13 protein-coding genes are annotated in these 16,667 nt (G+C 39.8%); all 13 read right to left on the bottom strand.

From position 1 onward, the window contains the following. Positions 1 to 15 precede the first annotated feature (15 nt). The 13 genes from infB to tsf all read right to left on the bottom strand — a co-directional run bounded on the left by infB (position 16) and on the right by tsf (position 16,647). Complete coding sequence (infB, locus tag OZ002_RS02855) at positions 16 to 2,322, bottom strand: translation initiation factor IF-2 (protein ID WP_002288511.1); 2,307 nt, start codon at positions 2,320 to 2,322, stop codon at positions 16 to 18. Positions 2,323 to 2,334: 12 nt separating this feature from the next. After that, a complete protein-coding gene (locus tag OZ002_RS02860; protein WP_002288509.1) occupies positions 2,335 to 2,646 on the bottom strand; it encodes a YlxQ-related RNA-binding protein in 312 nt (103 codons plus the stop codon). Continuing rightward, positions 2,643 to 2,936, bottom strand: a complete 294-nt coding sequence (gene rnpM, locus OZ002_RS02865) for an RNase P modulator RnpM (protein WP_002288501.1) — start codon at positions 2,934 to 2,936, stop codon at positions 2,643 to 2,645. Before rnpM ends, OZ002_RS02860 begins: the two co-directional genes overlap by 4 nt. Positions 2,937 to 2,957: 21 nt before the next feature. Beyond that, complete coding sequence (nusA, locus tag OZ002_RS02870; RefSeq protein WP_002288500.1) at positions 2,958 to 4,133, bottom strand: transcription termination factor NusA; 1,176 nt, start codon at positions 4,131 to 4,133, stop codon at positions 2,958 to 2,960. A 23-nt stretch (positions 4,134 to 4,156) separates the two neighbouring features. Further along, a complete protein-coding gene (gene rimP / locus OZ002_RS02875; RefSeq protein ID WP_002288499.1) occupies positions 4,157 to 4,630 on the bottom strand; it encodes a ribosome maturation factor RimP in 474 nt (157 codons plus the stop codon). Between the two features lie 143 nt (positions 4,631 to 4,773). Next, on the bottom strand, positions 4,774 to 9,126 hold the full coding sequence (locus tag OZ002_RS02880) for a PolC-type DNA polymerase III (RefSeq protein ID WP_002294138.1): 4,353 nt from the start codon (positions 9,124 to 9,126) through the stop codon (positions 4,774 to 4,776). A gap of 211 nt (positions 9,127 to 9,337) precedes the next feature. Next, positions 9,338 to 11,047 (bottom strand): proline--tRNA ligase, encoded by a 1,710-nt coding sequence (locus tag OZ002_RS02885; protein ID WP_002297401.1) that lies wholly within the window; start codon positions 11,045 to 11,047, stop codon positions 9,338 to 9,340. A gap of 67 nt (positions 11,048 to 11,114) precedes the next feature. Then, the gene (gene rseP / locus OZ002_RS02890) at positions 11,115 to 12,383 is read right to left on the bottom strand and encodes an RIP metalloprotease RseP (RefSeq protein ID WP_002294136.1); all 1,269 of its coding nucleotides are present in this window, start codon (positions 12,381 to 12,383) and stop codon (positions 11,115 to 11,117) included. A gap of 160 nt (positions 12,384 to 12,543) precedes the next feature. Next, positions 12,544 to 13,344, bottom strand: a complete 801-nt coding sequence (locus OZ002_RS02895) for a phosphatidate cytidylyltransferase (RefSeq protein WP_156248964.1) — start codon at positions 13,342 to 13,344, stop codon at positions 12,544 to 12,546. Beyond that, positions 13,341 to 14,153, bottom strand: a complete 813-nt coding sequence (locus OZ002_RS02900) for an isoprenyl transferase (protein ID WP_002294134.1) — start codon at positions 14,151 to 14,153, stop codon at positions 13,341 to 13,343. The genes OZ002_RS02895 and OZ002_RS02900 overlap by 4 nt, the downstream gene beginning before the upstream one ends. 194 nt (positions 14,154 to 14,347) lie before the next feature. Further along, on the bottom strand, positions 14,348 to 14,905 hold the full coding sequence (gene frr, locus OZ002_RS02905) for a ribosome recycling factor (RefSeq protein ID WP_002293875.1): 558 nt from the start codon (positions 14,903 to 14,905) through the stop codon (positions 14,348 to 14,350). Positions 14,906 to 14,907: 2 nt separating this feature from the next. Continuing rightward, complete coding sequence (gene pyrH, locus OZ002_RS02910; RefSeq protein WP_002293877.1) at positions 14,908 to 15,630, bottom strand: UMP kinase; 723 nt, start codon at positions 15,628 to 15,630, stop codon at positions 14,908 to 14,910. A gap of 135 nt (positions 15,631 to 15,765) precedes the next feature. Beyond that, a complete protein-coding gene (gene tsf / locus OZ002_RS02915; RefSeq protein ID WP_002293878.1) occupies positions 15,766 to 16,647 on the bottom strand; it encodes a translation elongation factor Ts in 882 nt (293 codons plus the stop codon). Positions 16,648 to 16,667 lie beyond the last annotated feature (20 nt).

A 16,667-nucleotide genomic window follows, 5' to 3' on the forward strand; every position in this document is an offset into this window, starting at 1 on the left:
TCCTTTTATCAGTTTTTAGTCATTTTTGACTTCTTCCATGATAAATCCTTCAATTACGTCATCTACTTTGATATCATTGAATTTTTCAATCATTGCACCACATTCATAACCCATTTTGACTTCTTTCACGTCATCTTTGAATCGTTTCAGACTTGCAAGTTGTCCTTCATAGATTACGATTCCGTCACGGATTACACGGACACCGCTATCTCTACGAATATATCCTTCTGTTACATAGGCACCTGCAATCGTACCAACTTTAGAAACTTTGAAGGTTTCACGAACGATCATTTGACCAGTGATTTTTTCTTCAAATTCAGGGTCTAGCATCCCTTTCATCGCAGTTTCGATTTCTTCGATGGCTTTATAGATGATACGGTGAAGACGAATATCGACTTCTTCAGTATCAGCTTGCACTTTTGCCTGCGGTGTAGGACGAACGTTGAAACCGATGATAATAGCGTTGCTGGCTGCTGCTAAGGTTACATCACTTTCATTGATTGCTCCGACAGCTGAATGGACGATTTTTACACGGACACCTTCCACATCAATCTTCTTCAATGATGCAGCCAGTGCTTCTGCTGAACCTTGTACATCTGCTTTGATGATTACGTTAACTTCTTTCAATTCGCCTTCTTTCAGGCTTTCAAATAAGTTATCCAAAGTCACACGGCTTGTGGCAGCACGGTTTTCCAATAATGCACGTTTGGCGCGTTCTTCACCCGCTGCACGTGCTGTCTTTTCGTCTTCGAAGACTACGAAACGGTCACCTGCTTGAGGTACATCATTCAAGCCAGTGATTTCTACTGGCGTTGCAGGTCCTGCTTCTTTATCGCGACGGCCAAGATCGTTTGTCATTACACGGACACGTCCGTAAGTATTACCGACAACGATTGGGTCACCAACGTGAAGTGTTCCTTCTTGGACAAGTAAGGTTGACACAGGACCTTTACCTTTATCAAGACGTGCTTCGATTACTGTTCCGATTGCGCGTTGTGTTGGATCTGCTTTTAAATCTTCTACTTCTGCGACTAACAGGATCATTTCCAGCAATTCTTCGATGTTTTGGCCGAATTTCGCTGAGATCTCAACAAAAATCGTTTCTCCACCCCATGCTTCAGGAATTAATTCATACTCACTTAATTCTTGCATAACATGCTGAGGATTTGCACCTGGTTTATCAATTTTATTTACAGCGACGATGATTGGAACGCCTGCAGCTTTGGCATGGTTGATTGCTTCAACTGTTTGTGGCATGACGCCATCATCTGCAGCAACAACTAAGATCGTGATATCTGTGATACTTGCTCCACGTGCACGCATACTTGTAAAGGCCGCATGTCCTGGTGTATCCAAGAAAGTGATTGGTTTACCATCAATATCGATCTGGTAGGCACCGATATGCTGCGTGATTCCGCCTGCTTCTCCGCTTGTTACACGTGAATGGCGCAATGTATCCAATAAGGTTGTTTTCCCGTGGTCTACGTGTCCCATAATCGTTACTACTGGCGGACGTGAGACTAATTTATCTGGATCGACTTCTTCTGCCTCGAAGAATTTATCGATATCAGCAATGTCAACTTGGACTTTTTCTTGTGGTTCCATGCCATAGTCCGTCGCTAACAGTTCAATCGTATCTTTATCCAGTGCTTGGTTTTGATTGACCATGACACCAAGCATAAATAATTTTTTAATGATTTCTGCTGGCTCACGATGAATTTTTTTCGCAATATCTGCTACATTCATACCTTCAGTATACTCTAATACATCTGGCAATTCACGGAATTTGCGTGGTGGTACAGCTGGTTTAGTTGATTGTTGCTGTTTGCCTTTTTTACCTTTTTTATTATAACGATTACGGTTATTATTATTAAATTTGCCGCGATTGTTATTGTTTGGTTTGTTGTTATTGTTAGTACGGTTTTGATTGCCGCCTTGGCTCGTTCCTTGACGATTTTGGCTGCTGGTATTTCCCGTATTATTTTGGTTTGTTGTTGGTTTTTTTCCTTGATTCACTTGACCGCTCCCTTGACCGCGATCTTGATAACTGCGGTTATTTTTATTTTTTTGTTGATTGTTCGTTGTTTCTTTTTTACGTTGATCGTTCGGCTGTTGATTGGCTGGTTTTCTGCTTGCTTGTTGTGCAGCTTGTTGTTTCGTGCTTGGGTTTTTGAACGCTTGTTGCAATTTCTTCTCATCATTGCTAGTAATCGCACCCATATGGTTTTTCACATCGATGCCAAGTTGTTGTGCTTTTTCCACGACGTCTTTACTAGATTTTTTGAGTTCTTTTGCTAATTCATAGATTCTTTTGTTGCCCATGCAATCACCTTCCTAACCTTCAATTAGCTCCTTGGTCTTCTTCGCAAATCCGGCATCCATTATTCCGAATACCTTGCGAGGTTTTCCGATCATCTGCGTGATTTCTGCTTCAGAAAATAGCTCAAAGCAAGGAACTTCATAATATGAACTCTTATCTTTTATCTTTTTTCTTGTATTCTCGCTTGCATCGGTTGCCACAAACACCAATTTTGCTTTTTGTTTGCGGATTTCAGCAATGGTCAGTTCTTCACCCGTGATTAGTTTTCCCGCGCGCATCGCTAGACCGATGAGATTCATGGCTTTTTGCCGATTAACTGTATTCATTTTCCAAATAACTCTTTACGTGCTTTTTGGTGAGTGACATAGTCAAGAAGTTCTTGATAAAACTCATCTGTTAATGTTGTTTCGAGTACTCGATCGAGAATTTTTTTATCCCAAGCTTGTTGTACTTCTTCCGGCTCAAGTGAGACATACGCTCCTCGTCCAGGCATTTTTCCAGTTGGATCGATCGATACTTCCCCTTCTTTTGAACGGGTGATTCGGACCATCTCTTTTTTAGGTTTCATTTCACCTGAAACCACGGATTTGCGTAAAGGAATTTTCCTTTGTTTCATCTCTTTGCCTCCTTACTAAAGTTAAGCTTCTGGTTTTTCTTCGACCGTTTCATTGTTGAATGCAATTGTTTCATATTCATCGTCTGTTAAATCTGACTGAACGATTGCTTCATCATGCAGTTCTTCTGTTTCTTTTTGTTGTTCTTGATTTTCATAAAATTCCGTCATGTCAGATTCTGATTTGATATCGATTTTATGGTTAGTCAATTTAGCAGCTAAACGTGCATTTTGTCCGCGTTTACCGATTGCTAGCGATAATTGGTAGTCTGGAACGACAACTGTGCAGGCCTTTGGATTTGTCTCATCGAAGATCACATCCATGACTTGTGCAGGATTCAATGCATTTGCAATGAATACAGCTGGATCTTCATTCCATTCGACGATATCCATGTTTTCGCCTTTTAATTCATTGACGATTGCTTGAACTCGTTGTCCCTTTGGCCCGACACATGTACCGACTGCATCGATATTTGGATCATTTGAGCGAACTGCCACTTTTGAACGATCGCCAGCTTCACGGGCGATGCTGACAATTTCAACGATTCCATCATAGACTTCTGGTACTTCTTGTTCAAATAAGCGACGCAATAGGTCTGGATGGCTGCGGCTAACAAATACTTGCGGACCTTTAGACGTATTTTCTACTCGGGAAACATAAACTTTGATTCGATCATGTGGTTGATAAAATTCATTTGGCATTTGATCTTGTTTAGAAAGAACTGCCTCAATTTTACCAAGATTGACATAAATATAACGTTTATCCTGGCGTTCGACGATTCCTTGCATGATGTCTTTTTCATAAGCACTGAATTCGTTATAAATAATCGTTCTTTCTGCTTCACGTACACGCTGTAAAATAACTTGTTTAGCCGTTTGCGCAGCGATCCGCCCAAAATCTTTTGGTGTTACTTCAAAACGGATCGTATCACCGATCTCATATGCTGGATTGATTAAAAGTGCATCTTTCAATGAGACTTCCAACTGTGAATCCATCACTTCTTCCGTTACTTCTTTTACTGCATAGACATGGATCTTTCCTTTTTTCTGATCAAATTCCACTTCGACGTTTTGTGCTTGGCCATAGTGACGTTTGTATGCAGAAACCAATGCTGCTTCTAAAGCATCGATCACGATTTCTTTTGAGATCCCTTTTTCAGCTTCTAAAGCGTCTAACGCATTTAACATTTCTTTACTCATTTTTTTCTGATTCCTCTCCGTGATTAAAATTGGATAGCTAAGCGAGCTTTTGCAATATTTTTTCGGTCAAAAGTCAATTCTTTTTCTCGTGTTTTTATGCGTATTTTCAATGTAAGCTGTTCAGCATCAAATGATTGAAGAAATCCTTCATATTGTTTTTCGCCATCTACTGGTTGGTATAAGGAGACATGGACATAATCACCAAGTGCCTTTTCATAGTCGCTTTCTTTTTTCAATGGCCGCTCTGCTCCCGGGGAGGATACCTCCAGGAAATAAGCTTGAGGAATCGGATCTGGATCTGCTGCATCAAGTTTTTCACTCAGTTTCTCACTGACAAAGGCGCATTCTTCGATATCGATACCGCCTTCTTTGTCAATAAATACTCGTAAGAACCAGCTTTTTCCTTCTTTTACAAATTCGACTTCGACAAGTTCAAAATTTTGTTCATCTAAAATCGGTGTCACCATTTCTGTGACTGTTTCAACGACGCTACTCAAAAGTTTCGCCTCCTTAAAAATTAAGTGCGTAATTCCATTAAAAAGAGTGAGCGAAAAATCCGCTCACTCACAGTTAGTATCATTACCTATAAGAACTATACCATACTCTGCTTAAAATTACAAGCAGACAGGAAAACAGATGCTTATAGCATATCGAATAACGATAATTGATTTTCATCTGGTAGATCTTTCAATACGCCATTGTCGTTCATATATTCGATCAATGTTTTTGAAACTTTACCGCGGGTGGCAAGATCTTCTTTGGATAAAAATGGACCGTCTTTTCTTGCTTCAACGATTTGTTTTGCCACGTTGGTTCCCAAACTTGGGACAGCTCTAAATGGTGCGATCAACGTATCACCTTCAATAACAAAGTTTACGGCATCCGATTTATACAAATCAATCATTCCAAATTTGAATCCTCGTTCCAGCATTTCATTGGCTAACTCCAGCACTGTCAGTTGATTCTTTTCTTTTACGGAAGCATCTAATCCTTTGTCCGTGATTTCTTTCATTGCTTGTTTCACAGCATCTTTTCCTTTGCACATGGAGACTAGATCAAAGTCGTCTGCACGTACAGAAAAGTATGCACAGTAATACAAAATAGGGAAATAAACCTTGAAATAAGCGACACGAAGAGCCATCAATACGTAAGCTGCAGCATGGGCTTTCGGAAACATATATTTGATTTTTGAACAAGAATCGATATACCAGTCGGGCACATTATTTTCTTTCATAGCCGATAGATAGGTTTCTCGCAATTCATCAGGGATCTTGTTCCATTGTCCTTTACGAACAGTTTCCATGATTTTAAATGCCATCCCGCTATCTAATCCAGCATGGATCAAATAAACCATAATATCATCACGACAGCCGATTACTTCCGCCAGTGTCGCATCTCCTCGTCGAATCAATTCTTCCGCATTTCCTAACCATACGTCTGTACCATGAGATAGTCCGGAAATTTGCAGTAGTTCTGCAAAAGTTGTAGGATGCGTTTCTTCTAGCATCCCTCGAACAAAACGAGTGCCGAATTCTGGAATACCTAATGTCCCTGTTTTGGAATAAATTTGTTCCTGACTTACTCCAAGTACTTCAGGACCGGCAAATATCCGCATCACTTCCGGGTCATCCGTAGGGATCGTTTGTGGATCGATCCCTGATAAATCTTGAAGCATCCGAATAACAGTTGGGTCATCATGCCCTAGAATATCTAATTTCAATACATTATCGTGAATCGAGTGGAAATCAAAATGAGTCGTTTTCCATTCCGAATTTTGATCGTCTGCTGGATATTGGATCGGCGTAAAATCATAGACATCCATATAATCGGGAATAACGATGATCCCCCCTGGATGCTGGCCGGTTGTCCGTTTGACTCCAGTAGCGCCTTTTGCTAATCTGTCGACTTCTGCACTTCGAAACTGCAGATTATTGTCCCTTTCGTATCCTTTTACATAGCCATATGCTGTTTTGTCGGCGACTGTACCAATCGTTCCGGCACGGTAAACATAGTCTTCGCCAAACAATACTTTCGTATAGTTATGGGCTTCTGCTTGATAATCACCTGAGAAGTTCAAATCAATATCGGGCACTTTGTCTCCATGGAATCCTAAAAATGTCTCAAATGGAATATCATGACCGTCTTTGTTTAAGCGTGCACCACATTTTGGACATTGTTTTTCTGGCATGTCAAATCCAGAACCATACGTACCATCTTCAAAAAACTCGGAATATTGGCACTCTGGACAATAATAATGAGGGGCTAACGGATTAACTTCAGTGATTCCTGTCATCGTCGCAACAAAGCTAGAGCCAACAGAGCCACGTGAACCTACTAGATAGCCATCTTCATTACTTTTATGCACTAGTTTTTGGGCGATCAGATAAATAACCGAGAAGCCATTACCATTAATAGAATTCAACTCTTTTTCTAATCGTTTTTGAATGATCTCAGGTAACGGATCTCCGTACATTTGTTTTGCTTTTGTGTAACTCAATTCTGATATTTCATCTTCTGAACCTGGAATCTTCGGTGTATAAAGTTCATCTTTGACTGGAATCACTTCTTCGCAGATATCTGCGATTTTATTCGTATTTTCTACTACGATCTCTTTCGCTGTTTCTTCCCCTAAAAAGTGAAATGCAGTTAGCATCTCATCGGTTGTTCGGAAATGGACATCCGGCAAACTATGACGATTCAACGGATTCGCTCCGCCCATAGAATTGATCAAAATTTTTCGGTAAATGGCATCTTCTTCGTTCAGATAATGTACATTACCTGTTGCAACAACGATTTTATCCAAACTTTTTCCGATTTCTACCAAATTTTGGATAATTTCTTCCAAATCATGTTCATTTTTTACCAATTCTTGCTCGATCAAAGGCGCATAGACCGCTTTTGGCATAACTTCAATATAATCGTAGAATTTTGCTCGGTTTCTTGCCTCTTCTACCCCTTTTTGCATCATGGCTTCGAATATTTCTCCCTTATCACAAGCTGAGCCGATCAATAGATTTTCACGCATCTTTTTCAATTGGGAGCGTGGTATTCGTGGGACGCGTTCGAAGTATTCGACATTCGACATTGAAATCAGTTTGAACAAATCTTTCAGTCCTGCCTGATTTTTTGCTAAAATCGTTACATGGAAAGGTCGAGCCCTTTTGTAAGAATCTCCTTCTCCGATATGCTCATTTAGCTGATCATGATAAAGCATGTTATGATTGTCCATTGCCTCTTTCACAAAGATCCATGCTAAGTGACCAGTTGCTTCAGCATCATAGATTGCTCGGTGATGCTGTTCCAAGCTGACACCAAATTTTTTAGATAACACACCTAATCCGAAACGTTTGAATTGAGGATACAGATATCTAGCTAATTCCAACGTATCAATGACTGGATTGGCCGCTTCAGGAATACCATACCTTGCGTAGCTAGTATTCAAGAACCCCATATCAAAAGCCGCGTTGTGGGCTACCAAAATTGTATCTTTTGAAAATTCAAGGAACATCCGCAATACTTCTTCTTCCGACTTTGATCCTCGAACCATTTCATCCGTGATACCAGTCAGATCTACCGTTGTTCGTGACAAAGGATGTCCTGGATCGATAAATTCATCAAAACTTTCGATCACATTTCCTTTATACATTTTGACTGCGGCTAGCTCGATGATCGTGTCATATACTGCAGACAATCCTGTCGTTTCCACGTCAAATACGACATATGTGGCTTCACTCAATGCTTCATGTGCATCATTATAAGCAATTGGGACACCATCATCTACGACATTCGCTTCCACGCCGTATAAGATTTTCACACCTGCTTTTTTTCCAGCACTATGTGCTTCCGGAAAGGCTTGCGCACCACCGTGGTCTGTAATGGCGATAGCTCGGTGTCCCCATTTCCCTGCTTGTGCCACAAGATCAGAGATGCTGTTTGTTGCATCCATCGTACTCATATTGCTATGAACATGAAGCTCTACTCGTTTTTCCCCTTCAGGAGCATAATCTTTGCGAGGTGTATGTTTGACTTCTATGATATCTTGCGCATTCATGACCAAATCACGGACAAACGTATCTTCTTGAATACTTCCTCGTACCTTTAACCAGCTACCGACACTGATCGCATCAAATACTTGTTCATCTTTTTCGCCGTTCGAGAATTTTTTGACGATAAATGATGAAGTATAATCTGTGATTTTCAAAGTCAAGATCTTGCGTTTTGAACGTAGTTCTCTGACTTCTTTGTCGAATACGTACCCCTCAAGTGTGACTCTTCGTTCTTCTTCAACGATACTGATCATTGGTGTCGTTGGTTCATCGGCTGGAATATTTCGTCCTAGCTGGATGGGTCCTTCAAGAGCTGGCGATTGCTCTTTTCTTTCCTTTTTCTTTTGTTCGTGGACAACTAGACTTTCAGCTGCTTGCTTCATAAAGGCTTCTGCCTGTTCTTGTTTGCGTTCTTCAAAAAGTTTCAATACTCGTTCCGCTTGCTGCTCATCCACTTCTGGTTCGATACGAAATTTTGGGAATCCGTAACTGACGAACAACTCTTCTACTAATGGCAAGTATTGTTGCTTCAAATAAGAAATAGCTCCTGTACTGTCGATTGGCAAGATGACTTTACGATCTTTTATCACAGGTACCTGCGTTTTCAATACTTGCTGTGCTAGTGGTGTATCGCATTGCTGATTTTCCAAAGCTTGGGCCCAGTAATCTTGCAAGAGCTGTTCATCGAATGTCTGGTCATCTGCTAAGATATTCAGTTTGACTTGTGCAATATCTTTAAAAGCGATAGTCAGATGCTGAGTCAATGACCGATATAGCATAATAGGCAAAATTTTGGAAAAATGCAGCGTAAATTCCCATAAACGCGATTTACGATGGACCACTACACTATCCATTTCACCAGCAGTAAGCAGTGGATGATTTTTTTCTGCTTCCTCTAGTTGGATTTGTTCCAACAGTTTTTCAAATAAATCTCGTTTTTCTGACAAAGATATACGCCCTTTCTGATGAGAAACAATGCAATTGATCGCATCTTATCCTCTTCTTTTTCAGTACCTTTTAGTATACTCGTTTTTTCTGAGTTTTACATTAAAAAATTGGAACTGCGATTCAAATCGCAGTTCCAATTTTAAAAGCGAATCATCAGATTGTCAAAAACAGCTGATTCAGCTATTTTTATTTTCTGTGTTTTAACGCTTATTATTCGCCTTGGTTCAAGAGGATTGGTAAAGTATTCGCCAATTCTTCTTTACGTACTTCAACCATTTCGCCAGTTTTCTTGATTTTCACTTCTACGATTCCATCCACTGCTTTTTTACCGACAGTGATTCTGATTGGACAGCCAATCAAATCAGAATCCGCGAATTTCACTCCTGCGCGTTCATTTCTGTCATCAACCAGTACTTCATAGCCAGCTTTTGTCATCGCTTCTTCTAGTTCATTCGTCAGGTTTGTTTGGTATTCGTCTTTTAGATTCATTTGGACGATATGCAGATCAAATGGCGCAATTCCTTTTGGCCAATTGATTCCTTGTTCATCTGAATGTTGTTCTACGATTGCTGATAATAAACGACTTACACCGATACCATAACAGCCCATAATCACAAATTTTTCTCGTCCATTTTCGTCTAGTACAGTTGCTCCCATAGATTCACTGTAACGAGTGCCGATTTTGAAGATATGTCCGATTTCGATTCCTCGAGTAAAGGCAAGAACACCGTTGTTGTCTGGTGAAGGATCTCCTTCTTGTACAAAACGAAGATCTTCATAAGAAAGCACAGTGAAATCGCGTTCTGGATTCACATTTTTATAGTGGAATCCTGTTTCGTTCGCTCCAGTAATGGCATTCGCTAAATCTTGAACATAACGGTCTGCATATACTTTTACGTCATCTGAAACACCGACTGGTCCGACAGAACCAAACTCAGCACCTAGATATTTTTGTGCTTCTTCTTCCGTCGCTTCTTCTAAAAAGTCAGCAGATAAAAAGTTTTTCAGTTTTACGTCATTGACTTCATGGTCTCCGCGTACCAAAACAAGGACAGGTTGTTCATCCGCAATGAACAATACAGACTTGATGATTTTTTGAGGTTCAACAGAAAAGAAATCTGCTACTTCGTCAATTGATTTTACGTTAGGTGTAGCTACTTTCTCCAATTCAAGCTGTGTTTCATGCGATTTTTTTGATACATAGTAGCTTGTAGCCATCTCCAAGTTTGCAGCATAATCACTTTCAGTCGAATAACAGATCGTATCCTCCCCGATTTCTGAGATCGCCATGAATTCTTTTGAGTCTTTCCCGCCCATTGCGCCGCCGTCTCCGATGATCGAGCGAAATTCTAAGCCACAACGCTTGAATACTTCGGTATAGGCTTTTTCGTAATCTTTATATGTCTCGTCCAAACTTTCTTCCGTTGCATGGAAAGAATATGCATCTTTCATGATAAACTCTCTTCCGCGAAGCAAACCGAAGCGAGGTCGTTTTTCGTCACGATATTTAGGTTGGATTTGATAAAGATTTAAAGGTAATTTCTTATATGAATTGATTTCATTACGCATCAAATCAGTAAAAGTTTCTTCGTGAGTTGGTCCAAGGATCATTTTTCGATCATTGCGGTCTTTGAAACGATACAAGTTTGGTCCATATGTTTCGTAACGCCCGGATTCTTCCCAAAGTTCTGCTGGCAAGATGGCAGGCATCAGCATTTCTACCGCTCCGATTTTTTCAAATTCTTCCCGCATAATGCGTTTCAGTTTTTCCAATACACGATTTGCTAATGGCAGATATGAATAAATACCCGCTGATACTTGGCGGATATATCCAGCTCTTAGCAAGATTTGATGGCTTAATACTTCTGCATCATTTGGAACTTCGCGTAATGTTGGAATCAACATTTTTGATTGTCTCATTCTATATACTCCTTTATTTCCTCAAAATAGTTATCGTTTGTTATTATACCCTATTTGTCAACTTTTTCTAGAAAAAGAATCGTTGAATATCGTTCCATGTAACTAGCACCATCAACAACATTAAAAATCCAAAGCCAGCTAATGTCAATATTCCTTCTTTTTCTTGACTTAATGGTTTCCCGCGAATCCCTTCAAAAATATTCAAGACTAATTTCCCGCCATCTAAGGCAGGAATCGGAAGCAGATTGACGATTCCGAGATTCATTGAAAGAAGCGCCATCAAACTAATAACAGTTGTTACACCTTGATTTGCTGCTTCTGAAGACAATTGGTACATCATGACAGGTCCGCCTAATTTATCTAAACTGAAACCTGTAAATAGTGATCCTAAGGCTTTGAAAATTTCCAATGAACCGCTGAAAGCTTGACGCGTCCCTCCAATGATCTTATCCATAAAACCTGTATTCATTGGGGCTTTTATACCAAGTTGGCCAACTTTTTCGCCATTTGACTCTACAGATTTCGGTGTCACGTCGACAGATTGCACCTGACCTTCTCGTTCGATCTTAAAGTCTAATGTTTTACCTGGATTTTTCGTAATGACTGTTGTCAGATCATTCCATGAATGGATTTCTTTTCCGTCCACACTGACTACCTCATCATTTTCTTTTAAGCCTGCTTCTGCCGCAGCTCCATTAGGCATGATCTCTCCTACGCGATTAGTGTTCGTCACTTGAACACCACCTTGCATAAATGCCAGAATGATGAATAACACGATTGCCAAAATAAAGTTATTCATGGGTCCAGCAAAGTTGGTCAGCATACGCTGCCACAATTTAGCCGATTGGAACTGTACGTCTTTTGGCGCAATTCTGATTTCTGTTCCGTCGTTTTCAATAATCGTCGCATCGTGATCAACAGGGTAGGTTACTACTTCTGTTTCGTCTCCATTCACATAACCAGTGATAGTCAGCTCATCTTCTAAATCGTAACGGCTCAATTCCATCGGGATAGCATTTGTCAATTGGATTTTCTTACTTAAATTTATCTTCTCTACGATGCCGTCAGAATTTAGTAAAAGAGAAAGAGGCATTCCTGGTGCCATTTCTGTTTCATCATCCCCATTGCCTGCCATTCGAACATAACCGCCAATAGGTAATAGGCGAAGCGTATATGTTGTCCCGTCTTTTGCTTGATGCCCATAAATTTTCGGACCCATACCGATAGCAAATTCGCGAACGAGGATTCCTGATCGTTTCGCAAAGAAGAAATGACCAAACTCATGAACAATCACTAATATACCAAAAACGATGATAAATGTCAGAATCGTTTTCATAGCTTTTTTCTCCTTTACTTGTTTTTTGTGTTTTTTATAAAACAACGATAAAACACTATAATTTTACCATAGTATACCAAAGACACCAATAGTATCAATATAATGAAAAATAAAAACCTGCGTCTTTTATGAAATTCACAAAGAAACGCAGGTATACTTACTAAATAATGCCAAATAAATGCATGATAGGAAATACAAACAGCAAACTGTCGAAACGGTCTAAGATTCCACCATGGCCTGGTAAGATATTTCCCGAGTCTTTCACATCATAATGACGTTTGATTGCAGATTCGACCAAATCACCAAATTGTCCGACTGCTGAAAAAATAATCGTCATCAGAAGCATGACAAACATACCATGATTGAATAGTTCTTTTGCTGGGTATAGCAATAAATAAAGAAATGCGACTACAACAGCACTACCGATACCACCGAGCGCACCTTCAATCGTTTTGTTGGGCGAAATATCAGGACTTAACTTATGCTGACCATAACGTCGACCAACCATATATGCTCCGATATCAGTTGCCCAAACAATAAATAGACCAAATATCAAAACAGCCAAGCTTTCTGTTCGTGCATTGACAAAATTCTGGAAACCTATTCCCACATACAAGCTGACAAGCACAGGAAAACCTGCTTCATCAATCGTATACGTATTTTTAGAAATAACTGATGTTCCTAAAAGAATCATAACTATAAGATAAAATAACATAAATGTACTTACATTCTCTGGAAGAAAGAAAAACCATCTTTCTTTTGGCAAAACAAGTAACACTGCACCAACGGCGGATAAAACTCCTTCAAAACTTAAGAGTGTCAATCCTTTCATCCGGAACAGCTCGTAAACTCCTACTACCGCTAAGATTGCTGCTGTAAGCTCAACCGCTATGCCTCCGATCCATATAATCGGAATAAACAAGACTAGCGCCAAAGCTGCTGTGATCACACGTTGTTTCATGACTGATCCCCTTTCTCATCTTCTGTTTTTTTTACACCGCCGAATCGACGGTCTCGATTTTGATAAGAGGCGATTGCTTCTTCAAGATGTGCACCATCAAAATCAGGCCAAAGCGCTTTTGTAAAATACAGCTCACTATATGCGATCTGCCATAACAGAAAATTACTAATTCGCTCTTCTCCACTTGTACGGATCATCAGCTCAGGATCTTGTAACTCTTTAGGCAAGAAACCTGTCATTAAATGCTTAGCAATCAATTCATCATCGATTTCTTCTGCGTGTATTTCTCCTTTTGCTACTTCTTCGGCAATTTCTTGGACAGCAGTCACGATCTCTGCTCTGCTTCCATAATTCAAAGCAAAATTCAATACCATTCCAGTATTGTTTTTTGTTTGCTCAATTGCACGTCTTACAGCATCTTGCGTATGTTCTGGCAATACGTTTTCATAACCCATGACATGAACTTTGACATTTTCTTTAATCAATTCTGGTACGAACGTATCAAAGAAGTCGACAGGTAGTTGCATGAGAAAACTTACTTCATCTTTTGGTCGCTTCCAGTTTTCAGTCGAAAAGGCATAAAGCGTCAACACTTTCACTCCAAGCCTTGATGCTTTTTTTGTGACTTTCTTTACTGTTTCCATGCCTTCTTTATGGCCAGCAACTCGTGGCAAACGACGGTTTTGCGCCCAACGACCATTGCCGTCCATGATGATGGCAATGTGCTGAGGAATCGGTCCATCGGTATTAAATTGAAATTCGCTTTTTTCTTGAATATATTTGTTTTTTTGCGGAAAAAAACGTAACATTCTTTTTCCTCCTATACTTAAAAGATTCCCACTATCTTAAGTATTATAGCAATATCTAACTGTTTTTCCTATGAAATCATTGTTTTTTTATTTAAAAACTGAATAATTTTTTCTTTTTTTAATTTTTAAATAAAAGAAATATAAATAAAAACAGAGGAAGCGGAATGATCCGCCCCTCTGTTTTTATGATTTTATTAAACTTCCAATAATTCTTTTTCTTTATCAGCAGCGATCTTATCTACTTCTTTGATGCTGTTATCTGTCAATGTTTGTACGTCTTTTTCTAATCCGCGCAAATCATCTTCGGTAATATCACCATTTTTTTGTTGTTTTTTATATTCATCGATCGCATCACGACGGATGTTACGAATCGCGATTTTTGCATTTTCTGCTTCTTTTTTAACATCTTTAGCTAATTCTTTTCTGCGTTCTTCTGTCAGTTGCGGGATAACTAAGCGAATGACATTTCCATCATTGGTTGGACTGATTCCGATATCACTTGCCATAATAGCTTTTTCAACATCTTGAAGAATGCTCTTGTCAAAAGGTGTGATCATTAAAACACGTGCTTCTGGAATTTGGATTGATGCCATTTGGTTCAATGGTGTTGGCGCACCGTAGTAGTTCACAGTAATACGGTCCAAAAGGCTAGCGTTCGCACGGCCTGCGCGGATTTGCCCAAGTTCACGTTGAAGATTTTGTGCTGCTTTTTTCATTTTTTCTTTTGCTTCTGTCATAATTGCATCTGCCATTTTTATTTCCCCCTTACAGTTGTTCCGATATTTTCGCCTAAGATTGCACGGCGAATATTTCCGTGTTCATTTAAATTGAAGACAAGCAGTGGAATATCATTATCCATGCTTAGTGAACTTGCAGTTGAATCCATGACTTGTAATCCTTTGGCAATAACTTCCAGATGAGTCAGTTCTTCAAATTTTACTGCATTTGCATCTACTTTCGGATCAGCAGAATAAACACCGTCTACATTGTTTTTAGCCATCAGGATAACATCTGCGCCGATTTCTGCCGCGCGTAATGCTGCTGTTGTGTCTGTCGAGAAGTACGGGTTGCCGGTACCGCCTGCAAAGATAACGATCCGTCCTTTTTCTAAATGACGTTCTGCTTTACGGCGAATATATGGCTCTGCGATTTGACGCATTTCAATCGAAGTTTGCACGCGTGTCGGTACACCCACGTTTTCCAACGTATCCTGTAAAGCTAAGGCATTCATAACTGTAGCTAACATACCCATGTAATCAGCTTGAGCACGTTCCATGCCCATTTGTGCTCCGATTTGTCCGCGCCAGATATTTCCGCCGCCCACAACGATTGCCATTTCAACGCCCAGCTCGTGAACTTCTTTGATTTCTTGGATGATTTCTTTGATTACTGGTGGTTTGATTCCAAATCCTGCATCCCCAGCTAAAGCTTCTCCACTCAATTTTAAGACTACACGCTGATATTTCGGTGTGACCATGTTCATTCCTCCAATATTTTCTATTGCCATTTTACCATACTTAGATGATTTCGACACTCTAAGACTGGTTTTTCTTGTTTTGCTTAAAAAAAGGGAGCGCACAAACCGTGCGTTCCCGTCTGTTATTCAACAGAATTATTTTTTCACTTGGCTCATAACTTCTTCTACAAAGTTATCTTCGCGTTTTTCGATACCTTCGCCAACTTCGAAACGTACGAATGTTTTAACAGTTGCGCCTTTTGATGCAACGTATTTTTCAACAGTCATATCAGGATCTTTAACGAATGGTTGGTCCACCAAAGCGATTTCTGCTTTGAATTTCTTCAAGCGTCCTTCTACCATTTTTTCAACGATATTCGCTGGTTTGCCTTCGTTCAATGCTTGTTCTGTAAGAACAGTTTTTTCATGTTCTAATTCAGCTTCTGGAATTTGTGATTCGTTTACATAACGAGGATTGATAGCTGCTACGTGCATAGCTACGTCTCTTGCAACTGTTTCGTCAGTTGTTCCATCTAGAACAGTCAATACGGCAATACGTCCGCCCATATGCAAGTATCCACCAAATGCAGCATTGTCGTCTTTTTCTACAACTTCAAAGCGACGGAAGCTGATTTTTTCTCCGATAACTTGAGTTGCTTCGATCAAGTCAGATTCAATTGTACCTTTATCTGTTTTGATTTTCATTGCAGCTTCCATGTCTGCTGGTTTGTTTTCAGCAACAAGTTCTGCAATTTCTTTTACTAAATCTTGGAACATTTCGTTTTTAGAAACAAAGTCTGTTTCTGAGTTTACTTCAACGATTGCTGCAGTGTTACCTTTCACAGCAACTGAAGCCAATCCTTCAGCTGCAATGCGGTCATTTTTCTTCGCAGCCTTTGCCATTCCTTTTTCACGTAAAAGATCAACTGCTTTTTCCATGTCGCCTTCTACTTCAACTAATGCTTTTTTCGCATCCATCATTCCTACGCCAGTCATTTCGCGTAGTTCTTTTACCATTTTAGCTGTAACGTCTGCCATGTTTAACTCCTCCTGTGTGT

It is taken from the genome of Enterococcus sp. E4-150 (assembly GCF_035726465.1).
In the GTDB taxonomy this organism is placed as follows: Bacteria; Bacillota; Bacilli; order Lactobacillales; family Enterococcaceae; genus Enterococcus_B; species Enterococcus_B faecium.